The organism is Actinomadura opuntiae, from assembly GCF_030283205.1.
In the GTDB taxonomy this organism is placed as follows: Bacteria; Actinomycetota; Actinomycetes; order Streptosporangiales; family Streptosporangiaceae; genus Spirillospora.
The window spans coordinates 256303-281014 of sequence record NZ_JASNWF010000017.1; the positions used below are offsets into that span (position 1 = coordinate 256303).

Below are 24712 nucleotides of genomic sequence, written 5' to 3' on the forward strand. Positions count from 1 at the left end.
CACGGCCGTGAGAACGCGTTCTATGGCCGCCGACGCCCGCGCATGAGCACGGTCAGCGGCCGAGCCGCCAGGCGAGGTCGCCCGGCCGCGCCGCCGAGTACTCCGCGCACCCGCACGCCGTCGGGTCGGACGCGGCGCACGGCCCGAGCGGGCGTCCGGCGATCTCCTTGAACAGCCGCGCGCCCGGCGAGGCGTCCGCCAGCGCGTCCGCCGCCAGGACCACCGCCGCCGCGGTGTAGGTGGAGCGGTCGCCGGGGAAGTGCCGCTCGTTCTCGAACTGCCAGCCCGTCCAGTACGAGCCGTCCTCGTGCCGCAGGTGCTGGATGGTGGTGAACAGCTCCAGCGCCCGGTCCCGGTCGCCCGCCGCGTCCAGCGCCATGACCAGCTCGCAGCTCTCCGCCGCCGTCACCCACGGCTGGTCGGACACGCACCGGCAGCCGAGCCCCGGCACCACGAAGGCGTCCCACTGGTCGGCCAGCCGCCGCGCGGCGGCCTCGCCGCGCACCGGACCGCCGAGCACCGGGTAGTACCAGTCCATCGACCAGCGGCTCTTGTCGGCGAACGCCTCCGGATGCGCGGCCACCACGTGGCCGAGCTGGTCGGCGGCCAGCTCCCAGTCCGGCTGCGGCTCGCCCAGGTGCTCGGCGAGCGCGACCGCGCAGCGCAGCGACTGGTAGATCGACGAGCAGCCGGTCAGCAGCGCGTGGTCGGACGCCTCGCCGCTCTCGTGCCGGATCCAGATGATCTCGCCGCGCCGGGTCTGCAGGCCCAGCACGAAGTCGATCGCCCGCCGCACCGTCGGCCACATCCGCCGCGCGAAGTCCTCGTCGCCGGTGCACACCAGCTCGTGCCAGACGCCCACCGCGACGTAGGCGGCCTGGTTGGACTCGCCGCCCGGCTCGGTGACCTCGCCCAGCACCCACTTCGCCGGCCACGACCCGTCCGGCCGCTGCACGGCCGCCAGCCACTCGTAGGCCCGGCGCGCCTCCGCGCCGAGCCCGGCGACGGTCAGCGCCATCGCGGCCTCGACGTGGTTCCAGGCGTCCACGTGGCCCGGGACGCCGTGGGTCGGCGAGAACCACGGGATCGCGCCGGACGCCTCCTGCTGGCGGGCGATGCTGCGGGCCGTCGCGACGACGTCGTCGGCCGTCACGACCCCCGGCAGGGACGGGGGAGCGGCCTCAGCGGGCATCCGCCGTCTCCTTGGCCGGGGCCGCCGGCGTGCTCGGCGCCGTGGGCTTGGTGGAGTACACGACGACGCTCTTGCCGATCAGCGGGTTCAGCGCGCGCTCGGCCAGCCGGGTCGCCAGCGGCCGCTTCATGATGTCCCAGACGAGGATCTGGTGGTAGGCCTTGGCGAGCGGGTTGCCGTCGTCGTTCACCCCGACCGCGCACTTGATCCACCAGTACGGGGCGTGCAGCCCGTGCGCGTGGTGGTGGCCGCCGACCGCGAAGCCGGTCGACTTCAGCTTGGCCTCCAGCTCGGCGCGCGTGTAGATCCGCACGTGGCCGCCGGGGGCGGTGTGGTAGTCCTCCGACAGCGCCCAGCACACCCGCTCGGGCAGCCAGCTCGGCACCGTCACGGCGAGCCTCCCGCCCGGCTTGAGCACCCGCAGCAGCTCGCGCATCGCGCGCATGTCGTCGGGGATGTGCTCCAGCACCTCGGACGCGATGATCTTGTCGAAGTGGTCGTCGGGGAACGGCAGGTCGAGCGCGTCACCCTGCACGGTCTCGGCCGTCGCGCCCTCGGGGACCTCGCCCTCCAGGCGCATGGCGCCGAACATCGTCTCGACGCCGGCCAGCTCGTCCGCGTCGAGGTCGAAGGCGACGACGTGCGCACCCCGGCGGTACAGCTCGAAGGCGTGCCGTCCGGCCCCGCATCCCATGTCGAGGATGCGGTCTCCGGGGGTGACGCGGAACCGCTGGAAATCCACGGTCAGCAGGGTCGTGCTCCTTCCGTACGGGGAGGCCCGGATGGGTTCCCACTGCACTTCTCACATGCGGACTTGCATGATGCGGCCCCTTGCGGGTGCCGCCCGTCTCAGGTGCCGCGCGCCCGCTTGGACGCGGCGAGCCGCAGGTAGTTCCGCTCGCGGATCGCGGCGCGGTAGTGCTCGACGGTCGCCTTCGCCACCGCGGGCCAGGCGAACCGCTCCTGCACGCGGGCCAGCCCCGCGGCGCCCACGCGTGCCCGCTCCTCGGGGGAGTCGTGCAGCAGGCGCAAGGTCGCGGCCAGTTCCTCGACGTCGCCGGGGGCGACGAGCACGCCGGCGTCGCCGACGACCTCCGGTAGCGCGCCAGCGCGGCTGGCGACCAGCGGGGTGCCGGACGCCATGTGCTCCACGGCGGGCAGCGAGAAGCCCTCGTAGCGGGACGGGACGACGGCGATCTCCGCGGAGGCCATCAGCTCGCCCAGCGCGTCGTCGCTGATGCCGCTGACGAACCGGACCCGGTCGCCGAGCGTCAGCTCCTTGACGAGCTTCTCGGTCGGGCCGTCCTTCTGCGGGCGGCTGACCACGATGACGTGCACGTCCCGCTCGGTGGCGACCTTGGCGACCGCGCGCAGCAGCACGTCCACGCCCTTGATCGGGGCGTCGGCGCTGGCCATCGCGACGATCCGGCCGGGCACGCGCTCGCCGCGCGGGTGGAAGATCCGGGTGTCGACGCCGAGCGGGAGGATCTCGATATCGCGGGGGTCGACGCGGAAGTCCTTGACGATGTCGACCTTGGACGACTCCGACACCGTCAGCACCGGGCCGATGCGCCGCGACACCTGCGCCTGCATGGTGACGAACCCGTACCAGCGGCGCTTGCCGAGCTTCTGCTTGACGCCCTGCGCCGCCTCCAGCTCGATCCGCCGGTCGACGCTGATCGGGTGGTGGATGCTGGTCACCAGCGGCAGGCCGAGCCGGGAGATGCCGAGGTTGCCGAGGCCGAGGACCTGGTTGTCGTGCACGACGTCGAAGTCGCGGCGGCGCCGCTTCAGCTCGCGCAGCGCGCGCAGGCTGAACGTCAGCGGCTCGGGGAAGCCGCCGGTGCGCATGTGCGCGAACTCCAGCACGTCGATCCAGTCGCGGAACTCCTCGCGCGCCGGGGTGCGGAACGGGTCCTCGTCCCGGTACAGGTCCAGGCTCGGGATCCTGGTGAGGGCGATCTCGTCGCGGTCCAGCTCCGGATACGGCTGGCCGGACAGCACCTCCACGGTGTGCCCCAGGTCGGCCAGCTCCCGGCTCAGATGCCGGAGGTAGACGCCCTGGCCGCCGCAGTGCGGCTTGCTCCGGTACGAGAGCAGGGCCACCCGCAACGGTCCGCCCGGCTCGTCTGCCTCACCCACGCCAGTACCTGCCCACGCACCACTCCCGTCAGTCGCGGGACGCCGGTCGCACACGCACCGGCATCTCCTTTATGCCGTTGATGAAACTAGACCTTAGCCTCCGTACGTTACCGCCGAGTTCAATATTGGGCACAGCGTCCAAAAGTGTTTCGAAAAGCACACTCAGCTCGAGCCGGGCGAGGTGGGACCCCAGGCAGAAGTGCGGCCCGCCGCCGCCGAACCCCAGGTGCGGGTTCGGGTCCCGGCCGACGTCGAAGGCGTTCGGGTCGGCGAACACCGCCTCGTCCCGGTTGGCGGAGGCGTAGAACACCACGACCTTGTCGCCCTCGGAGATCTTGCGTCCGCCGAGCTCGGTGTCCCGGACGGCGGTCCGGCGGAACATGTTCACCGGCGTGACCCAGCGGACGATCTCGTCGGCCGCCGTGCGCACCAGCGACCGGTCCGCGCGCAGCCGCGCCCACTGCTCGGGGTGCTCCAGCAGCGCGAGCATCCCGCCGGACGCGGCGTTGCGGGTGGTCTCGTTGCCGGCCACCGACAGCAGCATCACGAACAGCTCGAACTCGTCGCCGTCGAGGACCTGGCCGTCGGCGTCCGGCTGGAGCAGCCTGGTGACGATGTCGTCGCGCGGGTTCTCCCGCCGGTCGGCCGCCAGCACGTTGGCGTACGCGTACAGCTGCGTCGCCGCCTCCTGGCCCTCCTCCGGCGTGCGCTGGAAGTCCGGGTCGTCCCCGCCGATCAGCGTGTTCGACCAGTGGAAGATCTTCTCCCGGTCCTCCGGCGGGGCGCCCAGCAGCTCGCAGATGACGTACAGCGGCAGCGGCGCGGCCAGGTCGCGGACGAAGTCCGCTTCCTCGCCGCGCGCCACCGTTTCGGCCACCAGCCCCCGGCAGATCTCCCTGATGTGGTCGGCCAGCGCGCCGATCGCGCGCGGCGTGAACCCCCGGTTGACGATGCTGCGCTTGCGCGAGTGCTCCGGCGGATCCTGGTTCAGCATCATCAGCCGCTGCAGCGCCAGGTGCTCCTCCGGCGGCTCGTCGAACAGGGCGAGCCGCTCGTAGGAGGAGAAGACCTCCGGATGCCGGGACACGTGCACCACGTCCGCGTGCCGGGTCACCGCCCAGAAGGGCGGGTTCCCCCGCTCGGGGTCGCCGTGGTGCCGGTGCACCGGGTCGTGCTCGCGCAGCCACGCCAGCTGCTCGTGGGGGATGCCGCCGCGCTCGTACGCGCCGGGCTCCACCAGGTCGATCTCGGGGGCGGGGCCGATCTCAGGGGTGGTGGTCATCGCGCCAGGACCTCCATGTCCGGGGGGACCTCGATCGTCAACCTCGGCGGGGGGACGGGGTGAAGCGTACGGGCAGCTCCTTCAGCCCGTTGACGAAGTTGGAGCGCAGCCGGCGGGGCTCGCCGGCCGGTGCGATGTCGGGCATCCGGTCCAGGATCGTCTCGAAGATGATCTTCAGGTTCATCCGGGCCAGGTGGGTGCCCAGGCAGAAGTGCGGGCCGCCGCCGCCGAACCCGATGTGCGGGTTCGGGTCGCGGCCCACGTCGAAGGAGAACGGGTCCTCGAAGACCCGCTCGTCCCGGTTCGCCGACCCGTAGAACATGACGACCTTGTCGCCCTTGCGGATCAGCCTGCCGCCCATCTCCACGTCCTCCATCGCGGTGCGGCGGAACTGGTTGATCGGGCTGACCCAGCGGACGATCTCCTCGACCGCCGTCGGCAGCAGGCTCCGGTCGGCCTTCAGCCGCTCCCACTGCTCGGGGCGCTCGAAGAACGCCTGCATGCCGCCCGCCGTCGCGGTCCGGGTCGTCTCGTTCCCGGCGATCGACAGCATGATCACGAAGAGCTGGAACTCCTCGTCGGTGATCCGGTTGCCGTCCGCGTCCGGGGTGAGCAGCTTGGTCACGATGTCGTCGCGCGGCGTGGAGGCGCGCGCGGCGGCCAGCTCGCCCGCCCAGCCGGCGAACTCGGCGGCGCACAGCTGCGACTCGGTGCGGTCCCCGATGTACTCGGGGTCGTTGAAGGCCACCAGCTTGTTGGACCAGGCGAAGATCCGCTCGCGGTCCTCCAGCGGCGCGCCGAGCAGCTCGCAGATCGTGTAGAGCGGCAGCGGCGCCGCGAAGTGCTCGACGAAGTCGCACTCGCCCAGCTCGGCCGCCTCGTCGATCAGCCCGTTGCAGATCTCCCGGATGTGGTCCTGCAGCTTGCCGATCATCCGCGGGGTGAAGCCCTTGTTGACCATGCCGCGCAGCCGGGTGTGGTCCGGCGGGTCCTGGAACAGCATCATCTGCCCGTACAGCGCGATGTCGTCGTCGGTGAACTCCTCGAACATCGAGGTCCGCTCGTGCGAGGAGTACAGGTCGGGACGCCGCGACGCCCGCACCACGTCCTCGTGCCGGGTGATCGCCCAGAAGCCGTCGACCCCGTCGTTGGGGTCGGCGTGCCAGTGCACGGGGTCGTTGTCGCGCAGCCACGCGAACTGGCGGTGCGGGATCCCGCCCCGCTCGTAGACGCCGGGATCGATGATGTCGATCTCCGGCGCGACGGTGGCGGGGGCGGGAGCGGTACGGGTCTCAGTGGCCATGGGGTTCCTTCGTGCCGGTGGGGCTGGTCACTTCGAGGACGGGACGGTGGCTCCGTGTCGCGCCGCGCGGGGCCGGTCACCGGCGTCGGACGCCGGTCGGGTCGGTCAATGTGGTCGAGCGCTTGCTCGGCATCCGGATATAGAACACGTTCTAACATGAGACTCGAGTCTCATCAAGAGTCCAGACGGCAGAGTGACTCGGATCGCATCGCCCCGTCACCCTGCGCCGAAGCCCGCGCGCGGCCGGCGGACGCCCGGCGGCGGCGCCGGGCGCCCTCGCACGCCCTCGATGCGGCCCGCAGGTCAGGCGGCCCGCGGCCAGTCCAGGTGGCGGCCCTCCCGCTCCCACCACTCGGCGGCCTTGCCCACGGCGATGCCGCCGTCCCACAGGTCCTCGGGCTCGTCCGGCATCAGCACCTCGCGCAGCGCGTCGTCCAGCTGCCACGACTCGTGCTTGGCGAGTTCGCCGGTGCCGGGGTCCCGGTAGAGCGCGGCGACCTCGGACGGCAGCAGGGCGGCCTCTCCCTCGTAGCCGAGCGTGAACGGGAAGCCGTACGCCGCCGACGCCGCCGTGTGCAGGCGCAGGCCGGTGCGCTCGGCGAGCCGGTGGACCGCCTCGACGTCGTAGGGCGCGGTGCCGCGCTCGTCCAGCAGGCGCAGGTACCGGACGATGCGGTCGGCGCCGCCCCAGCCCTGCGGGCGCGGCGCGTACCGGACCGTCCAGCCGGGGAGCACGAAGTCGCGGAAGGAGCCGTCCGGGGAGTACTCCATCGCCACGGACTCGTTCTGCGGGGTCTGGAAGGTCAGGTTCACCATCGCCCCGTTCGGCGTGCGCCAGACCTGGCCGACGGGATCCTGCCTGGACGTCGACCGGAACCACAGGCGGCGCCAGCGGCCGCTGCCGTCGCCCCACGGCGTGTCGCCCAGCGCGCCCAGCAGGTCGCGGGCCTTCGCGCGCTGGAACCGCGGCGTCCACGGCCAGGCCGCCAGCAGCGCCTCCCCGCCCAGGACGCCGAACCGCAGGTAGTTCGGGAAGCGCACGGCGACGCGGCCGAGCGGGTGCGGGACGTCGTAGGCCGGCCCGGACCCGGCCGCGTCCTCCAGCAGTTCCGCCAGGAAGCGGACGGCGGGAACCTGCTCGACCTGCCGCCCCGCGCGCAGGCCGCTCACGCTCCGCACCCGGTCCGGCGTCCCGGACGGGCGCTCCAGGCCGAGCGCGTCGTGCAGCCGCAGCGTGCGGTACAGGGCCGAGGCGCTCCGCCGCACGATCGTCCGGACGGCGGTGCGGAGCCGCCCGTCGGTGATCTCCGGCAGCAGCCGGTTCAGCTCCGAGTCCAGCTCCCCGTCGCCGACCAGGGCGGCGTCGACGAGGCGCGCGACGGTGCCGCGCTCCAGCCGGCGCAGCGCGGCCGAGCCATCGGGGTCGGCGGGCGGCAGGTGCGGCCAGAACCCGGGCGGCGGGACGACGACGCCGTCCTCGGCGGAGCCGGTGAAGCGCCGCCGCATGACGGTCCGGCCGTCCGCGAGCATCCGCAGGACGCCCCGGTCGAGCGTCACCTGCACCGGCTCGGCGCCCCCGGGGAACGCGACCGGGACCGACGCCCGGCCCTGCGGCCAGGGCAGCCGCTCGCCGTCCGGCAGCTCCAGGAGCCCGCCGTCCGCCACCCGGTAGGTCTGCGGCCCGGTGACGTCCAGCCGCGACAGGTACACGTCCGTGCCGTCGAACCAGGGGTGGGTTCCGACCGGGAAGGACAGTGCGCGCTCGTGCACGACGCCGGCCGGCCCGTGCACCACGATCCGCTCGCCGTTCAGGCCGACCGTGAGCAGCTCGCCGTGCAGGACGGCGGTGACCGATCCGTCCCCGGCGTGCGGGAACCGCAGCTCCTCGGGGAGGCCGGCCCGCAGCGCCCGCCACGCGGCGTCCACCGGATCGGTGATCTCCAGACCGGCGAGCACGCGGTCGTCCGGCCTCGCCTCGGCCATCGGGACCAGCCGGAGCAGCGACCGCTCCAGGCCGTCCAGGTCGCCGGCCGCGCACTCGTCCCGCCACTCGGCGAACTGCTCGTCGAGCGCCCGCCGGATCGGCCCGTGCTCCAGCATCGCCCGCAGGACGGCCGGGTAGTCGAAGTTGTCGTAGCGGCCGAGGGAGCGGACGAACGCGTCCAGCCTGCGGCGCGCGCCCTGGTCGTGTTCGACCTCCGCCGCGAACGCCCCGAAGTCGGCGTCCTCCCGCCAGTGCGGCGCCTCGGGGTCGGTGCCGTACCGGTCGGGCTCGGCGGGGGCCAGCGGGTGCCGGGCCGGGCGGCCCACGACCGGGTCGGCCTGCGGGTCGAAGAACCGGCCGGGCGGCGGGAACAGCCGGCCGCCGCCGCTGCTCGCCAGCCGGATCAGCTCGTCCGCCGGCAGCGGTCCGGCCTCCCGGAACCACGCGCGCGACAGCCGCCGCCCGGCCCTGGCCAGCCCGAGCCGCAGCAGCCAGTACCGGTGGTGCGCGGCGGCCGGCTGCGGGTCGTCGTACAGGTCCGGGTCGGGACGCGCGGCGATCAGCAGGTCGAGCAGCTCGTCGTCCTCGGCGAGCCCGTTCAGCGCCCCGGCCAGCGCCTCCCACAGCGGGAGCGGCGCCCGCGGCAGCAGCCCGGCGCGCAGCAGGCGCTCGGCGACGAACCGCTCCTCGTCGGCCGCGTCGATCCCGGCCGCGCGCGCCACCGGCGTCAGGTCGGCCACCACGTTCGGATAGGGGACGATGCCCGCGCCGACGAACGCCTCCAGCGCCTCCCGGGCCCACCGGTGCGCCTCCGCCGGGTCCGGATGCGTCGCCAGCCGCGCCAGGTGGTCGTGCAGCAGCGTCGGGGTGGCCGCCCCGGACGGGACGAGCGCCACCAGCGTCCGGTGCGCCCGCGCCGGGTCCGCGGGGACGCCGAGGAGCCGCGCGTGGGCGTCCTCCAGCTCCCGCGCCCGGCCGAACAGGAACGCGGCCTGCTCCGGCAGTCCGTGCGCCGCGAAGACGCGCGCCGCGTGCTCCAGGAACTCCGGCGCCGCGCCGGCCGCGAGCGTTCCCGCCGTCCGGAGCACGTCCGCCCGCGCGCCCCGCGGGTCGTCCGCGGACCGCGCCAGGGCCTCGTCCAGACCGGGCCATTCCTTCGACATCCGCACCCTCCTGATCACCGTGCCGGGGCGCGCACGCTACCGAAGGCCCCCGACACGGCGGCGGCCGTACGCGCAAAGTGTCGGGCATGAACGGTGTAGGGGCGTATGGGGGGGAATGTCAGACCTTGTACGCGCCCGTGTCCGGGGGAAGGGGAGGTCCCGCGATGTTTCTCGCAGTGGTGATCGGCGGGATCCTGGTCTACACCGTCGTCGATCTCGTCAGGGCGGCGGTCCGCAAGCGCCGGGCCCGGCGGGCGGCACTGCCGCGCCCGCAGCTGTGGAGCGAGCCCGACGCGCTCACGGAGGCCGAGCTCGCGCGGCTCGTGGCCGCCGAGCCCGAGGCGCTGATGTGGACCGAGGCCGACCAGCGCTGGCTGGAGAGCCGCCGCATCAGCCTGCGCTCCTGAGCCCTCCCGCTAGCGCAGCACGTAGCGGAGGGGGTCGTCGGCGCCCTCGCGGCGGACGACGCCGCGGTTCTCCAGCGTCCGCAGATGCGCGGCCGCCTCGCCGGCCGCCATCCGGCGGGCGCCGAGCGGCATCTCCGCCCAGGGGTGCCGCCAGGTGAGCCCGGCGGTGACGTCCCACAGCGTGACCGGGCGCGACGACAGCAGCGCCGTCACCTCCGCGAGCCGCTCCTCGTGGTGGCCGATGATCTCCCGCGCCCGGCCGGACAGGCCGGTGAACCGGTACTGGTGCGCGGGCAGCACCTCGTCGGCGGACATCGCGGAGATCTTGTCCAGCGAGCCGAGGAAGTCCGACAGCGGGTCCACGTCCGGGGTGTCGTAGGGGTACAGGCCGATGTGCGGGGTGATGCGCGGCAGGACGTGGTCGCCGGTGAACATCCGGTCGCCGTCCTCCAGGTGCAGGCAGATGTGGCCGGGGGAGTGGCCCGGCGTCCAGACGACGCGCAGCCTGCGGCCGGGGAGGTCGACCAGCTCGCCGTCGTCCAGCTCGCGGTCGGGGATCGCCGGCGGGTCGACCCGCGGCTGCTCCATCCCTCCCGCCAGCTCGGCGTCTCCGGCCCCGGCGCGGCGCATCGAGGTCAGCTCGAACGAGCGGCGCTCCTCGTGCCCGAGGCTGGTGTGGAACAACCGCACGATCGCGGTGTCGGCCCGGTGCATCGCGATCCACCCGCCGGACGCCTCGCGGACCCGCCCGGCGAGCCCCGCGTGGTCGGGGTGGAAGTGCGTGACGACGACCCCGCGCACGTCGGCGACGTCGATGCCGAAGGTGCCGAGCCCGTCGCGCAGCGCCGCCCAGGCGTCCTCGTGCTGCCAGCCCGCGTCGATCAGGACGGGGCCCTGCGGGCTCTCCACCGCGTACACCAGCGTGTAGGCCAGCGGGTTGCCCGGAATGGGGACGGGAACGCTCCACAGCCCCCCGCCGAGATCTTCGGGTACCGGCTCCACGAGACCGCCTTTCGCGCCCAATCGGTCGGGCGAGTCGGTTCGGGGGGACCCTAACCGAGCGCGGGACGGCGCTCGGCGTCCGGGTCCCCCCTCGTCGGACGCGCCCTTCTCAGACGCGTTCGATGATGCTGGCCGTGGACAGCGCGCCGCCGCAGCACATCGTGATCAGCGCCGTCTGGGCGTCCCTGCGCTCCAGCTCGTGCAGCGCCGTGGTGATCAGCCGGGCGCCCGTGGCGCCGACCGGGTGGCCGATCGCGATCGCGCCGCCGTTGACGTTCACGGTGTCCATGTCCGGCTCGTGCACCGACGCCCACGACAGCGCCACCGACGCGAACGCCTCGTTGACCTCGCTGATGTCGATGTCGCCCATCGTCATGCCGGCCCGCTTCAGCACCCGCTCGGTCGACTGGACGGGCCCGTCCAGGTGGTAGTACGGCTCGCCGCCGACCAGCGCCTGCGCCCTGATCCGGGCGCGCGGCCGCAGCCCCAGCTCGAACGCCTTCTCCTCCGACATGACGACCACCGCGGCGGCGCCGTCGGAGATCTGCGAGGAGGTGCCGGCGGTGTGCAGCGAGCCCTCGCCGAGGACGGGCTTGAGCTTGGCCAGGCCCTCCGCGGTCGTCTCGCGCAGGCCCTGGTCGCGGGTGACGGTGCGGGTCTCGCCGGTCGGCTCGCCCTCGGCGTCCAGCACCGGCGCCTCGATCGGGACGATCTCCCGCTCGAACCGGCCGTCCGCCCACGCCTTGGCGGCCAGCTGCTGCGACCGCGCGCCGAACGCGTCGAGGTCGGCGCGGGTGAGGCCGCGGCGCTGCGCGATGCGCTCGGCCGCCTCGAACTGGTTCGGCATGTCCAGCGACCAGTCGTCCGGGCGCGGGTTGTGGGGCAGCACGTTGGTGCCGAGCGGGGCGCGGCTCATCACCTCGACGCCGCAGCCGATCGCGACGTCCACGACGCCGGCGGCGACCTGCGAGGCGGCCAGGTGGACGGCCTGCTGCGCCGACCCGCACTGCGCGTCGATCGTGGTGACCCCGGTCTGCCAGGGCAGGCCCGCGTACAGCCAGGCGTAGCGGCCGATGTGCGAGCCCTGCTCGCCGGCCTGGGTCACGCAGCCCGCGAAGACCTGCTCCACCTGGGCGGCGTCGAGGCCGGCGCGCTCGACGGCGGCGATCAGCGTGTGCGACAGGACGGCCATCGGCTTCAGTCCCGCCAGCCAGCCGTTGCGCTTCCCGAGCGGCGTGCGCACCGCCTCGACGATCACCGGGGTACCCATGCGGTCTCCTTCTAGAACGAGATTCGCCTTCGACTGTAACGAGTTCTACTTTCACCCGGAAGCCCCGTCCCGCCCAACGGGATCACCAGCGGCGGGCCGGCGGGCGCGAGGCCGGCGGGCGGCGCGGGCGGCGCGCATGGGCGAAGAGGGGCTCGGCCGGCTTCGGCAAGGCGACGGCACCGAGTCCCTCTTCGCTTGTACAGGTACGGCGCCTCCGGGTTGTGAAGCCGGCGCGCTCGATACCCGCACTGAGGGCACAGGGTAGGCCGCATTGCGCGATCGAATCGATCCGCCGACCGGCGATAAAGTGCTGGCCCCGCGGCCACGGCCCGCTGCGGTGCGCTCGTCCGGCCGGCGATGCGCGCCGCGGTGCGCCGCGGGGAGGCGCCGGGGGCGGCTAGGCGTAGCGGACGGGGAGTTCCTTGATGCCGTTCAGCCAGGCGGAGCGCAGCCGGCGGGGCTCGCCGGTCCGGGCGATGCGCGGCATGTGGTCGGCGATCGCGTCGAACATCAGGCCGATCTCCAGCCGGGCCAGGTTCGCGCCGATGCAGTAGTGCGCGCCGGTGCCGCCGAAACCCAGGTGCGGGTTGGGGGAGCGGGTGATGTCGAACGCGCCGGGGTCGTCGAAGACGTCCTCGTCGAAGTTCGCCGATGAGTAGTACATCGCCACCCGGTCGCCCGCCCTGATCTCAGCGCCGCCGAGCTCGGTGTCGCGGACGGCGGTGCGCTGGAACGCCGTGACCGGCGTCGCCCAGCGGACGATCTCGTCGGCGGCGGTCTCCGGACGCTCGGCCCTGAACAGCTCCCACTGCTCCGGGTGGTCCATGAAGGCGATCATGCCGTGGGTGATCGCGTTGCGGGTGGTCTCGTTGCCGGCCACCGACAGCAGGATCATGAAGTAGCCGAACTCGTCGTCGGTGAGGCCGCGGCCGTCCACGTCGGCCTGGACGAGCTTGGTGACGATGTCGTGCGCGGGGCAGCCGCGGCGCTGCTCGGCCAGGCTCATCGAGTAGCCGATGATCTCCGCGGCGGCGCAGGCCGGGTCGGCGTCGTACTCGGGGTCGTCGTAGGCGAGCATCTGGTTGGACCAGTCGAACAGCTTCCGGCGGTCCTCCTGCGGGACGCCCATCAGCTCGGCGATCGCCTGGAGCGGCAGCTCCGCGGCGACCTCGGTGACGAAGTCGCCCTCGCCGCCCTTGCGCAGCGCGTCGGCGACGATCCGCTCCGCCCGCTCCTGCAGCGCCTCGTGCAGGCCCTTGACGACGCGCGGGGTGAACCCGCGCGAGACGATCTGGCGCAGCTTGGCGTGCTGCGGCGCGTCCATGTGCAGCAGCAGGTTCTCGCGCTGCAGGTCCAGCTCGTCGCGGCCGAACGTCTCGTTGAACCGGATGACCGCGCCGTTGGCGTTCGCGGAGAACAGCTCGGCGTTGCGCGAGATCTCCTTGACGTGCGCGTGCTTGCTGACCACCCAGAAGCCGTCGTCGTCGAAGCCGGTGCGGCCGCGCGGCTGGGCGTTCCACCAGGGCCGGGCGGTGCGGCGCAGCGCGGCGAACTCGGCGAGCGGCACCCGTTCGGCCATCAGGTCCGGGCTGCAGAAGTCGAACCCGGCGGGGACGGCGGTCTCCGGTGCGGTGGCGGTCATGCGCGGCTCCTCCCGATGCGCGACGCGGGACGTCCGGCTCACCGTAGAACCCGTTCCAGCGGTCGGACAAGGGTGAATGAGACTCGAGTCTAATCAAGTGTCTTGACCAAGCGCTTGTTTGTTAAGCGGAGGCTGATTCCGCTTTCCAGCAGGTGAAGTCCGCCGGGTGTCGGACTGCCACGAAGTGCGGGCCGTCATCAAGAGGAGCGAGCGGTGACCTTCCTCACCTCCTGCCGCACTGGTAGTTAGAACGTGTTCTCATTCCCGGCTCGATCCGGGCGGTTCGATGGGCGTGGCCGTCCACTAGCCTGGGCCTCGTACTCCCCCCGCGCCGGAGACGTCCATGCCCGCAGATTTCGACGAGCCCATGTTCGACGAGGACTTCGTCAGGAACGCCGCGTTCACCGAGCCGTCCGCCCGCGAGCGCGCCCAGCCGCCGCGCCGTTTCCGGCGGTGGCGCGCCGCCCGGCGCCTCCGCGGCGCGTCCGGCGGCCGGTCCGGCCCGCGGGCCTGGCGGGCCCGCCGCGGCTACCGCGAGCCGAGCCATCGCCGGGCCGTCATCCAGGTGGTCGGCGGCGTGCTCGTGCTGCTGGCCATCTCCGTCGCGCTGTGGTGGTGGCAGTCGGGGTCGCGCCGGGCCGACGACGAGCGCCCGGTCGGGCCGTCGACCATCTTCCTCTCGCCGCTGCCGTCCACCGCGCCGTCCGCGCCTCCGTCCGCGCCGCCCTCCGTTCGGCCGCCCGCGACGGAGATCCCGCGCGTCGCCGGCCCGGTGGCCCCGGCCGTCTCCGCCGGCTGACGCCGTCCCCGGCCGTGGCCGGAACCGGCACGTCCGGCGAAGTACTCATTTCGGATGAGTGTCGGTACTCACCGCAAATCGGGCTAGAACGCCTGGTGCGTCTTCCGTAAGGTCGCCCTGTCCGGACGCGGCAGGGGCCCGCGAACCTGGCCTTCCACACAGGACGAGAACCGGGGGACCGGCCCATGAGAGCCCGCATCACCGCCGTCGCCGCGCACCTGCCGCCGCGCGTCGTCACCAGCGCCGAGGTCGAGGCGCGCATCGCCGCCGAGAGCCCCGGCTACCGGCCGCACCCCACGATCGTCGAGCGGATGACCGGGATCCGGGCGCGGCACGTGATGGACGACGGGGAGCAGGCGTCCGACCTGGCCGTCGCCGCCGCGCGCCGCGTCCTCGACCGGCGCGGGACCCGCGCGGACGCCGTCGACCTGCTGGTCTTCGGGTCGGCGTCGCAGGACCTGATCGAGCCCGCGACCGCGCACATCGTCGCCGCGAAGCTCGGCGCGTCCTGCCCGGTCTTCGACGTCAAGAACGCCTGCAACAGCTTCCTCAACGGCCTGCAGATGGCGGACGCGCTGATCCGCACCGGCCAGCACGAGCGGGTGCTGGTGTGCACGGGCGAGAGCCCGTCCCGCGCGATCCGCTGGAAGGTGCGCGACCGTGCGCAGTTCGTGGACGCGTTCGCCGGCTACACCCTGTCGGACGGCGGCGCGGCGATGCTGGTCGAGGCGGCCCCGGACGGCGGCATCTTCTACCGCGACTTCGCCGCCGTCTCCAGCGCCTGGGACATCGGAACGCTGCCCGCCGGCGGGTCCATGCACCCGCGCGACCCCGAGTTCGCCTACTTCAAGGGCGACGGGCGCCGGCTCAAGGACGCGTTCCTGGCGGCCGGGCCGGAGATCTTCACCACCGCCCTCGCCAAGACCGGGCTGACCTGGGACGACTTCGCGGTCGTCGCCGTCCACCAGGTGACGCTGCCGTACCTGGAAGTGCTGCGGGCGGCGCTCGGCGTCCCGCCGGACCGGCTCGTCGTCACGCTGCCCGAGCACGGCAACGTCGCGTCCGCGAGCCTGCCGCTCCAGCTCGCCACCGCCGTCGCGGCGGGACGGTGCCGTCACGGCGACCGGGTCGCTCTGGTCGGCCTCGCCGGCGGCGTCAGCCTCGGCGTCATGTTCGCGGAGCTGTGACCATGTCGCAGACGATGGACCTGTGGGTCGTCGTCCCCGCCTATGACGAGGAGCGCTCGATCGGCGCGACGCTGCGCCGGCTCGCCGCGCAGACCGACACCGGCTTCACGCTCGTCGTCGTCGACAACGGCAGCCGGGACGGGACGGCGAAGGCCGTCCGGACGTTCGCGGAGGAGCACCCCGGGATGGACGTCCGGATCGTCCCGGAACCGGAGAAGGGGACGGGCGCCGCCGCCGACACCGGCTTCCGGCACGCGATCGGCGCCGGCGCCACGCACATCGCCCGCACCGACGCCGACTGCCTGCCGGACGTCGGCTGGATCGCGGCGGTGAAGCGGGCGTTCGCCGGCGGACTGGAGATGGTGTCCGGGCCGCTGCGCCCGCGCACCGACGAGTTCCCGCTGCGGTTCTGGGAACGGCGCCTGCTCCCTGCGGTGATCGAGGTCGCGGCGCTGTTCGGCCGGTTCCGCCCCGGCAACCAGGACCCGCTCTACCTCGGCCCCTACGTGATGATGCCGGGCTGCAACCTCGCCATCACCGCCGACCTGTACAAGCGGGCCGGCGGCTTCCCGCGCACCCGCATCGAGGAGCTCCACGAGGACCGCGCCCTGGTCAACCGCGTCCGCTACCTGACCGACGCCTACGGCCTGCGCAAGGACGTCGTCGTGTACGGATCGGTGCGGCGGCTGCGCGCGTTCGGGCTGGTCAAGACGCTCGGCTGGTACGCCGACCACCGCTACATGCCCGAGGTCGTGGACATCCGATGAGGGCTCCTGACTGGGAGCGGCGGCTCTACCTCGCCGCGCATCCCTTCGCGTATCCGCTGCTCAGAGGGCTCGCCCGGCGCGGGCCGATCGTCCGCGTGCCGGGCCTCGGCGTCGTCGTCAACGCGGCGCCGCTCGCCCGCGAGGTGCTGATGGACGGCGAGACGTTCCGCAAGGACGGGCCCGGATCGCCCGGCGACCTGTGGACGCCCGTGCTCGGACCGTCCGTCCTGCTCAACATGGAAGGCGACGCGCACCGCGCGCTCCGCCGCCGCCTCACCGACCTGTTCACGCCGTCCTATGCCGACGCGCTGTGCGACCGCGTGCTGGCGGACCCGCTGGCCCGGCTCGCCGACCGCCTGGCGCGCGGCGCCACCGTCGACCTCGTCGACGCCGCGCGCGTCATGGCCGGCGCCGTGATCAGCGAGGTCATCGGCCTGGACGCGGCGACGGAGGCGGACTGGCGGCACCTGTTCGAACAGGGCGAGCGGATCGTGTCGATGGTGTCGCTGCGGACGCGGCGGCTCGGCCCCGCGCAGGTCGAGCGGGCCCGCGAGGTCCTCGACCCGCTGGGCGCCATCGCCGCCAAGGCGTACTCCGCAGGTGACGAGTCCACGGTCATGGGACGGATGCGGGCGCTCGGCCTCTCCGAAGACGAGGCGCGCGGCGCCGCCGGAGCCTTCTTCCTCACCGGGACCGAGACCGTCGCCACCCTGGTGCCCCGCCTGATCGCGCTGCTGGCCGACTCCGGCGAACTCGGCCGCGTCGCCGCCGGCCGCGGGCTGCTCGACCGGGCGATCGAGGAGGCGATGCGGGTGACGACGCCGACGCCGGTGATGCTGCGGAGCGTGCACCGCCCGGCGGTCGTCGGCGGCGTGGCGATCCGTCCGGGTGACCGGGTGCTCATCGCCACGCACAACTGCTGCCGCGACCACGGCCCGTTCGACCTGGACCGCCCGCATCCGCCGGAACTGCGGCGCCTGTGGTTCGGCGCGGGCCCGCATTTCTGCATCGGCTACCCGCTGGCCATGGCGCAGGTCCGCCGGGTCGCCCGCACGCTCCTGGACGCCGCGCCATTGCGCATCACCAGCCGCGCCGCCGCCCGCGGCGTTCTGATCCCGACCTACCGCCATCTGGCCGTCCGTTCGGAGGCCGCATCATGACGCTCGTCCGGCAATTGCTCGATCAGGCCGCGCGGACACCGGACGGAGTCGCGCTGGTGTCCGGGAACGGTTCTCTTCTGACCTACGGGGAAATGCGGCGGCGGGTGCTCGCCGTCCGGCACGGGCTCCTTTCCGCTGGGCTTCGGCCTGGTGACGGGGTTCTGTTCTCCGTCCGCCCGTCACCGGAATCCCTCGTCCTCGCTTTGGGCGTCGTCGCCGCCGGGGGAGTCGTCGTATTTGCCGACCCCGGGGCCGGGCCGGAAATGTTCACCGCGCGTCTCCGGTTGGCTCGGCCCCGGTGGTCGGCCGCCGAATCGATCCTTTACGCCAGTAGCCGTATCGGGGTCGTCCGCGCCTATGCCCGCCGCCGCGGGCTCCTGCTTCCGAACCTCGCCGACTTGCAGATTCCCGGCGAGTCCCCGATGCGGCACATCCATGTCGGACGCCGCCTTCCGGGCGTGCCGCGCGGCTCCCTGTCGCTCGCCGACCTGGTGCGCGGCGACGCACCGGACCCGCCGGAGGACACCGACCCCGACGCCCCGGCAGCGGTCATCTTCACGTCTGGAACCACGGCGGACCCGCGTGCCGTCGTCCATTCCCAGGCGTCCCTCGCGGCGGCGCTCGACCTTTTCCGGGGCCGTATGCCGGTGGGGCCGGGGGACGTCGTCCACACCGACCAGCTGATGCTCGGGCTGCCGACGCTCATCTCCGGCGCCCGCTGGTCGATGCCGCCGCTGTTCTGCTCGCCCGCCGATTTCGTGCGGTTGATGCGCGAGCGTGCCGCCACCCACACGTTCTGCGTTCCCGTCCACCTCGCGGAAATCCTCGACCACGCCCCGGAACTGCCGCCTGAGCTCCGATACGTCCTGCTCGGCGCCGCTCCCGCGCCCGCCGGGATTCTGAAGCGGGCGGTCAAGGCGACGTCCGCCGAAGTCCTCTCCGTCTATGCCATGACCGAAATACTGCCCGTGGCGATCGCCTCGGCTGAAGAGAAACTTGCGCACACCGCCTCCGGCACCGAAGGCGACCTTCTGGGTGCGCCTCTTCCGGGTGTCGGAGCGCGACTGGCGGACGACGGCGAACTGTTCCTTTCCGGCCCGAACCTCTGCCGCGGCTATCTCGGCGCGGAGCCGTTCAAGGAACTACCAACGGGTGATCTTGCCCGTCTGGACGAAGGGCGGCTGGTCCTGCTCGGCCGCAAGAAGGACATGCTGATCCGCGGCAAATTCAACCTCTATCCCGGCCTTTACGAGCCGTCGATCGCCGCGCTTCCCGGCGTCAAGGAGGCCGCCATCGTCGGCGTCCCCGACCCCGAGACCGGCGACGAGGAGGTCGTGCTCGCCGTGGTCGGGGCGGCCGGCCTGCCCGCACGTCTGCGCCGCGACCTCCCCGGCGTCATCGACCACGACGCGCTGCCCGACCGCATCGTCGTCCTGGACGAACTGCCCCGCTCCGGCCGCACCCGCAAACTCGACCGCGCCCTCCTTCGCGAACGGGTGGCCCGTCGTGAGGGGGCGGCGGGATGAGGGTCGCGGTCACCGGCGCGTCCGGCTTCGTCGGCGGCGCGGTCTGCCGCGCCCTGACCTGCCGCGACATCACCACCTACGGGTTCGGTCGCCGCCCGTCCGTCCCGCCAGGCCACCTCGCCGGCGCGGCCTACCGTCCCTGGGACCTCACCCGCGGCCCGATCCCGGACGCGCCCGCCGTGGACGCGGTCGTCCACTGCGCGGGCAGCGTCACCGACTGGGGACGGCCCGCCGAGCTGTTCGCCGCCAACCTCACCGGCACCCGCAACGCCCTCGCCTCCTTCCCCGGCGCGCGGTTCGTGCACGTCAGCACCGCCAGCGTGTACGACCCGTTCCGTCCCAGCGTCATGGCCACCGAGGACGAGGCGCCCGTCACCCGCTACCTCAACGCCTACGGCGCCTCCAAGGCCGCCGCCGAACGGTTCGTGCTCGGGCGCGACGCGATCGTTCTCCGGCCGCACGCGGTCTACGGACCCGGCGACACCACGCTGCTGCCGCGCGTCCTGTCGGCCGTCCGGGGCCCGGTCCTGCCCGCCGTCGGGACGGGTCGGCAGCGGATCAGCCTGACCTCGATCGCCAACCTGGTGCAGGCCTGCCTGCTCGCCGCTACCGGCCCGGTCGCCTCCGGCGTCTTCAACATCGCCGACGCCGAGCCCGTGGTCATCGACGACGCGTTCCGCGAGATCCTCGCCGAGCGCGGCATCGCGGCCCGTCCCGTCTACCTCCCGGTCCGGCTCGCCCGCCCCCTGGCCGCCGCTGCGGAGGGCGCGTTCCTGCTGGCCCGCCGCCCCGAACCGCCCCGCCTGACCCGCTACGCGATCAGCCACCTGGCCGTCGAACGAACCCTCGACATCACCGCCGCCCGCCAGATCCTCAACTACGACCCGCACGCCACATCCTTCGCCGGAGCCGCCGCCTGGTGACCGTCAACCGGCGGTTGACGATCAATGGTCGTCAACCTATGGTTGACGCATGACCGAACCCACGCAGAACAACGTCCAGGTCCGGCTCGACGACCTGATCGCCGCCATCAAGAAGGTCCATCCCGACGCGCTCGAGCAGCTCACCAGCGCGGTCGTAGCCGCCGAGCACCTCGGCGAGGTCGCCGACCACCTGATCGGCCACTTCGTCGACCAGGCCCGCCGGTCCGGCGCGTCCTGGACCGAGATCGGCCGCAGCATGGGCGTCAGCAAGCAGGCCGCGCAGAAGCGCTTCGTCCCCAAGGACGTGACGGGCGACCTCGACCCGTCCCAGGGCTTCTCCCGCTACACCCTCCGCGCCCGCAACGTCGTCATCGCCTCGCAGAACGAGGCCCGCGCCGCCGGCAGCGCCGAGATCGGCCTCGCCCACCTCGTCCTCGGACTGCTCGCCGACCCCGAGTCGATCGCGGCCAAGGCCATCACCGCGCAGGACGTGCTGCTCGACACCGTCCGGCAGGCCGCGACCGCCGTGCTGCCCCCGGAGGCCGCCGAGCTTCCCGCCCTCATCCCCTTCGACCAGGACGCCAAGAAGGCCCTCGAACTGACCTTCCGCGAGGCCCTGCGCCTCGGCCACAACTACATCGGCACCGAGCACATCCTGCTCGCCCTCCTCGAACACGAGAACGGCAACGGCGTCCTCTCCGAGGCCGGCGTCGAGAAGGCCGCCGCCGAGGCCTACATCGGCGAGGCCCTGGCCGCCGTGATCGCCGCCCAGAAGCAGACTCCCTGAGCCGATCGCGCGCACCGCGGTGCGGCCTCCCGGGACCGCACCGCCACACCCTCGCGAGTCGTCCGACCGGGGTGGGACGTTGCCGGGCATGAACGCCGACGCTGACGCCGACCTCCGGAGCCTGGTGCCCTCCTGGTGCGAGGCCCTGCGCTACGTCCGCGGATCGCCTCCCGAAGGCCACGCCAGCTGTCGTATAGGAAGAACTGCCCACCGAGCGGGGGAGAGCTGCCCGAGTCGATCATCGACCCGGCGGACGAGGGCCCCGGGTGTGGTTCCAGGGCTTCCCCGAAACCAAGGTCGTCAAGAACCGGATGCATCTCGACCTGAAGGTGAGCGTCGAACGCGACGTCTCGTCGGCCTTGCGCGCCCAGCGGGTCAGCGCGGCGGTGGAACGCCTGGCCCGGACCGGCGCCACACGCTGCGGATCATGGACGAGCCTCCGGGGCACTACGCCGGTGCGATTCGTGCCGTGAGGCGCCGCGACGCCTACCGGTACCCGCGCTTGAGCAGGTACTTGGCACCCGCCTCGAAGCCCTCCGGACTGAGCATCTCGAACCCGAACGCGTCGGCGAGGTGACCGGTGGTGTCGAATGCCGCGCAGACTGCCAGCGCGTCCTCGACCTGCCGGGGCGAGGCACCGGCGGCCAGCACCTCCCGCATGTCCTCGGCGCCGACCTGCCCGTCCCGGGTCAGCTTGCCGAGCATCCGCAGCGTCGCCCGCAGCGGCTCGTCCACGGCGGCCGATTCCAGATCGTCCAGCACCGCCGCGACCCGCGGCCCGTCCTGGTACGCCTGCGCTGCGGTCGCGGTATGCGCGGCGATGCAGAACGCCGACCCGTTCACCGTGGACACATAGGCCGCCATCAACTCCCGGTCGCCCACGGACCACTCGGACGGCCCGCGCATCGCCTCGTGGGTGAACTCCTTGGCCCGGTCGCCATAGAAATCGGGCCGGTAGAAGACCAATCTGGCGGCGTCCGGCATCGGGTGCCCGGAGAACAGGCGGATGATCGCGAACAGCAGCTTGGTCCGGCGCGGGTATCCGTGATTGAGGATCTCAAGTCGCACGATCGGTCCTCTCCTCGGAGGTCGCCTCGGCGAGGGCGGTCAGTCCCGCTTCGTACAGCCGAGTCGACCGGCCGACCGCGGCGCACACGACCAGCTCGAAAAGCTGATCCTCAGTACAGCCGGACGCCTTCGCCGCAACCACGTCGGCATCGGTGATCTGTGCCGACCTGTCGACGACCTTGCCGATCAACGCGTCCAAGGACGGCGGCGAGAGGCCGTCGTTGCCGAAGGCATGCGCTCGCTGCTGTGCGGATGCCTTGCCCTCCCCGTTCAGCACACGCTCCACCAGGGCCCGGTGCGCTGCTCGCTTCCTGTCCTCGCCCGTATCCGTCACGGCGCCTCCGCCTCCTTCGCCCATCGGCGATCTGGGCTCTCTCTCTGCTAAGACGATCGGCACGCCGCCGAACGCGACACCTAGCCGAAGAAATGTCGGCCAGTGTGCCGTACCCGCTGTTCAGACGTATACCGACCAGCACGCCGCGGGTCCCGGGGGTCCGTGATCACTGCAGTAGGGAGCCGCCGGGGTGTTCGGCGGGTGGATGTGGGGCCGGTGGGATGTGAAGCGGTGGTGTGGAACGTTGGGTGGCGGGCGTTGGCGGTGTGACGTCGTGGGGTGGTCGGTGGCAATGGGGTGTTTCCGTGTGGCGGTAGTCGTGTGTTCGCGCTCGTGGGCGGGGGCGGGGAGGACGGACACGGGGTGCAAGGGTGTTTGGGGCAGGGGTGTTGGGTTGGCCGTGCGGTGGGGTGGCGCTGGCGTACGGGGCCGCCCCTCCAAAGTCAAGGGCGCCTTCGGCGTCGCTTCGCGATGGACTTCGTCCACCCTTGACTTTGGAGCCTCTGCGGCCCCTGAGGCAGCGCCAAGGGGCAGGCTCCGCCTGCCCCGCCCGGGTCGCGCCACCCCACCGCCCCCGAACCAGAGGACCAAGAGGCAGATCGGAAGAGCACCCCTCGTGTGGCCGATGACCAGTTCACTCCGACGACGCAGTGCAGGACGGGGGCTTGCTCGCCTCACTCCCCGCGATCAGGAGAGACCAAGCCACCTGGGGGACGCGCCGCTCCTGGGGCCTGTGCCGTGCCGTCAAGGCCAACGGCTCCTGGTGCCAACCGCGCCTACCGGCGTAGACGCTGGATCGGCTGCACCACCGCGATCAGGGCCGAGCACTCCCGCTATCGCGAGAAGCAGGGCAGCCGCTATGGGCGCATGCCGTGTCCTGCGAGCTGGGCCAGCGGGCAGCAGCACGCCGTCGGTTGCGGCATCAATGGGCTGATACGCCACCGTGCCGTGGCCACCTGGTAGGAGATCGTCCTCCGCGTTGCCGTCATCGATGACTGGCTGACCCGTTAAGACACGCCCTGCTCTAGTGGAACTGCCTAAGGGGCAGTGTGTCTGTGCCGTTGGTGAAGGGCGATGGATCTCGAGCAGTACAGCGCCGCGAGAAAGGAATGGAGAGTGGCCGGGTTCCGGCTGGTCTGGCCGCGCCGTTGCTGATGGAGCAGTGGAGGGCGGGGGTGATGTGGGCATACCGGTTCGCCCGAGATCCGCGATGGATTCGGGCGAACCGGTCATGTGCGGGTGGGGCTGTTATGCGGCCCAGGTGATGGCGGGATCGGGTGGGCCGAGTGTGCCCGGCGGCCCGTTCCCGGTCCGGGTTCTTGACCTGGCGTTGGGTGGTGGCAGCAGCCGGTACACATATCGCCCGTCCGGATCTTTAGTGATGCCGATCTGGGTCGGGCTGGTGTGTTTGAAGCGGTTGTGCCACCCGCAGGTGAGGGTGAGGTGATCGATGTCGGTGGGCGAGTTTCCCAGGGCCCAGCCGTGGACGTGGTCGACCTCGCACAACGTCCCCGGAATCTCACACTCCCGCACCGCACACGTCGGATACAGCGTCTCCAAGACCCGGCGTTGGGCGGGGCTGGCGAACCGTTCCCGGTAGCCGAGGTAGAGCGGGTTGTGGCCGCGTCCCAGGATCAGGGGTGAGACTCCGGCTGACAGGGCGATGCGGCGTACCTGTCCGGCCGGGATCGGTGTCCCGTCGGTGAGGTGACCCGGAGCCTTGCCGCCGGTCAGTGTTTCGAGGTCGCAGATGACGGTGACTTTGGTGGCCTTGTGCCCGCCGGACAGCACACTCGACAGCGCCGCCGCCGTCCGCTCGGCGACGTCACGGTGATCGTCTGGTCCGGCCGGCTTGGCCAGCGGAGCCAGGGTGCCGTCCCAGATGGCGGCGTCTTCGGCGTTCAGCCAGCCTTTGATGTAGCGGCCGCCGTCCAGGGAGCCGGTGCTGGTGATCCAGGACTTGGCGTAGCCGCGCTTGGCGTCCTCGGGTTCGTATCCGGTGTCGTCGCGTTCGGCGATGACGTCGCGGATCCGGTGACCGAATACCGCGATCTTCCCCGGTGAGAAGCCCTGACCGACCATTTCCAGCAGCTTGTTCTCGGCCTTGGCGCAGTCAATGTCGTCCAGCCGGGCCACCGAGTCGGCGACCGTGGCGGCGTAGCCGTAGGACAGCTCTCCGGCCGCCAGCCGCTCGGTCACCTGCGGCAGGCGGTGGCGTTGCCGCGCCAGTGTGAGGCGTTCTTTGGCGCGGTTCTCGCGCATGCCCAGCCGGGACCGCAGCCATGCCCGGGTGGAGGGATATCCCCACCTCTGCTGTTCGCCGGTGGCGTCGACGCGGCCGATGAAACCGGCCAGGGCGCTTTCCTGTATATCGCAGGCGGCGGCCAGGTCTTCGGTGAGTTCCAGGCACGCGGCCGCCGATTCCGGGGCCTCTCGTTGGGCGAGTTCAGTGGCGATCGTTGAGAGCGCGTTCACCAATTCCATGGTGGACGCGCCCGCAAGGTCGACCGTCACTGACTGCATACCTAAAGTGTACCCCAAGTGACCGACAATCGCAGGCCGAGCGGGGGCCTTCTTTCTTGCTGATCAGTGGAAAAATATTGCTCAGTGCGCCTCGACTTCCTCCGCCTTTACCTGGTCGGTGAATTGTTCCTTAGGGGTGGTTTGTTGAGCACGCGGACGGAGGGGGGCGGTGGGGTGGCGCGACCGGGGCGGGGCAGGCGGAGCCTGCCCCTTTGGCGCTGCCTCAGGGGCCGCAGAGGCTCCAAAGTCAA

General features: G+C 72.4%; 21 protein-coding genes. 9 read left to right on the plus strand and 12 right to left on the minus strand.

Features of this window, described 5'->3' with window-relative positions; translation table 11 throughout:
- Positions 1–52: 52 nt before the first annotated feature.
- From QP089_RS33585 to QP089_RS33610, 6 genes are all read right to left on the minus strand, one after another.
- Complete coding sequence (locus tag QP089_RS33585; RefSeq protein ID WP_285917156.1) at positions 53–1192, minus strand: glycoside hydrolase family 15 protein; 1140 nt, start codon at positions 1190–1192, stop codon at positions 53–55.
- Entirely contained in the window at positions 1182–1943 is a 762-nt protein-coding gene (locus QP089_RS33590) for a class I SAM-dependent methyltransferase (RefSeq protein ID WP_285917207.1), read from the minus strand. Before QP089_RS33590 ends, QP089_RS33585 begins: the two co-directional genes overlap by 11 nt.
- Positions 1944–2041: 98 nt before the next feature.
- On the minus strand, positions 2042–3334 hold the full coding sequence (locus tag QP089_RS33595) for a glycosyltransferase family 4 protein (protein WP_285917158.1): 1293 nt from the start codon (positions 3332–3334) through the stop codon (positions 2042–2044).
- A 28-nt stretch (positions 3335–3362) separates the two neighbouring features.
- Positions 3363–4616 (minus strand): cytochrome P450, encoded by a 1254-nt coding sequence (locus QP089_RS33600; RefSeq protein WP_285917160.1) that lies wholly within the window; start codon positions 4614–4616, stop codon positions 3363–3365.
- 37 nt (positions 4617–4653) lie between these two features.
- Positions 4654–5919: a cytochrome P450 gene (locus QP089_RS33605; RefSeq protein WP_285917161.1), complete on the minus strand. Its 1266-nt coding sequence runs from the start codon at positions 5917–5919 to the stop codon at positions 4654–4656.
- 303 nt (positions 5920–6222) lie between these two features.
- Positions 6223–9066, minus strand: coding sequence for a hypothetical protein (locus QP089_RS33610; RefSeq protein WP_285917163.1), 2844 nt, complete (start codon positions 9064–9066; stop codon positions 6223–6225).
- A gap of 164 nt (positions 9067–9230) precedes the next feature.
- On the opposite strand from QP089_RS33610, the gene QP089_RS33615 reads away from it, so the two are divergent.
- Positions 9231–9473: a hypothetical protein gene (locus tag QP089_RS33615; RefSeq protein ID WP_285917165.1), complete on the plus strand. Its 243-nt coding sequence runs from the start codon at positions 9231–9233 to the stop codon at positions 9471–9473.
- Positions 9474–9482: 9 nt separating this feature from the next.
- Here the strand turns inward: QP089_RS33615 and QP089_RS33620 are convergent, their stop codons facing one another.
- The 3 genes from QP089_RS33620 to QP089_RS33630 all read right to left on the minus strand — a co-directional run bounded on the left by QP089_RS33620 (position 9483) and on the right by QP089_RS33630 (position 13387).
- The gene (locus tag QP089_RS33620; RefSeq protein WP_285917166.1) at positions 9483–10475 is read right to left on the minus strand and encodes an MBL fold metallo-hydrolase; all 993 of its coding nucleotides are present in this window, start codon (positions 10473–10475) and stop codon (positions 9483–9485) included.
- Between the two features lie 109 nt (positions 10476–10584).
- A complete protein-coding gene (locus tag QP089_RS33625) occupies positions 10585–11745 on the minus strand; it encodes a steroid 3-ketoacyl-CoA thiolase (protein WP_285917167.1) in 1161 nt (386 codons plus the stop codon).
- Positions 11746–12142: 397 nt separating this feature from the next.
- Positions 12143–13387: a cytochrome P450 gene (locus QP089_RS33630; protein ID WP_285917168.1), complete on the minus strand. Its 1245-nt coding sequence runs from the start codon at positions 13385–13387 to the stop codon at positions 12143–12145.
- Positions 13388–13730: 343 nt separating this feature from the next.
- On the opposite strand from QP089_RS33630, the gene QP089_RS33635 reads away from it, so the two are divergent.
- From QP089_RS33635 to QP089_RS33670, 8 genes are all read left to right on the plus strand, one after another.
- On the plus strand, positions 13731–14186 hold the full coding sequence (locus QP089_RS33635) for an SCO2583/SCO2584 N-terminal domain-containing protein (protein WP_285917170.1): 456 nt from the start codon (positions 13731–13733) through the stop codon (positions 14184–14186).
- A gap of 185 nt (positions 14187–14371) precedes the next feature.
- Entirely contained in the window at positions 14372–15373 is a 1002-nt protein-coding gene (locus tag QP089_RS33640; protein ID WP_285917172.1) for a 3-oxoacyl-ACP synthase III family protein, read from the plus strand.
- Positions 15374–15375: 2 nt separating this feature from the next.
- A complete protein-coding gene (locus tag QP089_RS33645) occupies positions 15376–16140 on the plus strand; it encodes a glycosyltransferase family 2 protein (protein WP_285917174.1) in 765 nt (254 codons plus the stop codon).
- Positions 16137–17300 (plus strand): cytochrome P450, encoded by a 1164-nt coding sequence (locus QP089_RS33650; RefSeq protein WP_285917176.1) that lies wholly within the window; start codon positions 16137–16139, stop codon positions 17298–17300. The genes QP089_RS33645 and QP089_RS33650 overlap by 4 nt, the downstream gene beginning before the upstream one ends.
- Positions 17297–18826 carry a class I adenylate-forming enzyme family protein gene (locus QP089_RS33655; protein ID WP_285917177.1) on the plus strand — a complete coding sequence of 510 codons (1530 nt, stop codon included), beginning with the start codon at positions 17297–17299 and terminating at the stop codon, positions 18824–18826. The genes QP089_RS33650 and QP089_RS33655 overlap by 4 nt, the downstream gene beginning before the upstream one ends.
- On the plus strand, positions 18823–19749 hold the full coding sequence (locus QP089_RS33660) for an NAD-dependent epimerase/dehydratase family protein (protein WP_285917179.1): 927 nt from the start codon (positions 18823–18825) through the stop codon (positions 19747–19749). Before QP089_RS33655 ends, QP089_RS33660 begins: the two co-directional genes overlap by 4 nt.
- Positions 19750–19798: 49 nt before the next feature.
- Positions 19799–20536, plus strand: a complete 738-nt coding sequence (locus QP089_RS33665; RefSeq protein WP_285917181.1) for a Clp protease N-terminal domain-containing protein — start codon at positions 19799–19801, stop codon at positions 20534–20536.
- A gap of 203 nt (positions 20537–20739) precedes the next feature.
- Positions 20740–21009: a VOC family protein gene (locus QP089_RS33670; RefSeq protein ID WP_446474107.1), complete on the plus strand. Its 270-nt coding sequence runs from the start codon at positions 20740–20742 to the stop codon at positions 21007–21009.
- Positions 21010–21022: 13 nt separating this feature from the next.
- Here QP089_RS33670 and QP089_RS33675 read toward each other — a convergent pair whose 3' ends face one another.
- From QP089_RS33675 to QP089_RS33685, 3 genes are all read right to left on the minus strand, one after another.
- The gene (locus QP089_RS33675) at positions 21023–21604 is read right to left on the minus strand and encodes a carboxymuconolactone decarboxylase family protein (RefSeq protein WP_285917185.1); all 582 of its coding nucleotides are present in this window, start codon (positions 21602–21604) and stop codon (positions 21023–21025) included.
- Entirely contained in the window at positions 21594–21938 is a 345-nt protein-coding gene (locus QP089_RS33680) for a hypothetical protein (protein ID WP_285917187.1), read from the minus strand. Before QP089_RS33680 ends, QP089_RS33675 begins: the two co-directional genes overlap by 11 nt.
- Before the next feature lie 1248 nt (positions 21939–23186).
- Positions 23187–24461, minus strand: coding sequence for an HNH endonuclease signature motif containing protein (locus QP089_RS33685; protein ID WP_285917188.1), 1275 nt, complete (start codon positions 24459–24461; stop codon positions 23187–23189).
- Positions 24462–24712 lie beyond the last annotated feature (251 nt).

What these genes read in the sequence shown, in the direction of transcription:
- QP089_RS33685 (WP_285917188.1), bottom strand. Translation starts at nt 24,461, where the DNA reads ATGCAGTCAGTGACGGTCGACCTTGCGGGCGCGTCCACCATGGAATTG.
- QP089_RS33640 (WP_285917172.1), top strand. Translation starts at nt 14,372, where the DNA reads ATGAGAGCCCGCATCACCGCCGTCGCCGCGCACCTGCCGCCGCGCGTC.
- QP089_RS33645 (WP_285917174.1), top strand. Translation starts at nt 15,376, where the DNA reads ATGTCGCAGACGATGGACCTGTGGGTCGTCGTCCCCGCCTATGACGAG.
- QP089_RS33625 (WP_285917167.1), bottom strand. Translation starts at nt 11,745, where the DNA reads ATGGGTACCCCGGTGATCGTCGAGGCGGTGCGCACGCCGCTCGGGAAG.
- QP089_RS33630 (WP_285917168.1), bottom strand. Translation starts at nt 13,387, where the DNA reads ATGACCGCCACCGCACCGGAGACCGCCGTCCCCGCCGGGTTCGACTTC.
- QP089_RS33635 (WP_285917170.1), top strand. Translation starts at nt 13,731, where the DNA reads ATGCCCGCAGATTTCGACGAGCCCATGTTCGACGAGGACTTCGTCAGG.
- QP089_RS33655 (WP_285917177.1), top strand. Translation starts at nt 17,297, where the DNA reads ATGACGCTCGTCCGGCAATTGCTCGATCAGGCCGCGCGGACACCGGAC.
- QP089_RS33615 (WP_285917165.1), top strand. Translation starts at nt 9,231, where the DNA reads ATGTTTCTCGCAGTGGTGATCGGCGGGATCCTGGTCTACACCGTCGTC.
- QP089_RS33660 (WP_285917179.1), top strand. Translation starts at nt 18,823, where the DNA reads ATGAGGGTCGCGGTCACCGGCGCGTCCGGCTTCGTCGGCGGCGCGGTC.
- QP089_RS33650 (WP_285917176.1), top strand. Translation starts at nt 16,137, where the DNA reads ATGAGGGCTCCTGACTGGGAGCGGCGGCTCTACCTCGCCGCGCATCCC.
- QP089_RS33605 (WP_285917161.1), bottom strand. Translation starts at nt 5,919, where the DNA reads ATGGCCACTGAGACCCGTACCGCTCCCGCCCCCGCCACCGTCGCGCCG.
- QP089_RS33665 (WP_285917181.1), top strand. Translation starts at nt 19,799, where the DNA reads ATGACCGAACCCACGCAGAACAACGTCCAGGTCCGGCTCGACGACCTG.
- QP089_RS33600 (WP_285917160.1), bottom strand. Translation starts at nt 4,616, where the DNA reads ATGACCACCACCCCTGAGATCGGCCCCGCCCCCGAGATCGACCTGGTG.
- QP089_RS33585 (WP_285917156.1), bottom strand. Translation starts at nt 1,192, where the DNA reads ATGCCCGCTGAGGCCGCTCCCCCGTCCCTGCCGGGGGTCGTGACGGCC.
- QP089_RS33610 (WP_285917163.1), bottom strand. Translation starts at nt 9,066, where the DNA reads ATGTCGAAGGAATGGCCCGGTCTGGACGAGGCCCTGGCGCGGTCCGCG.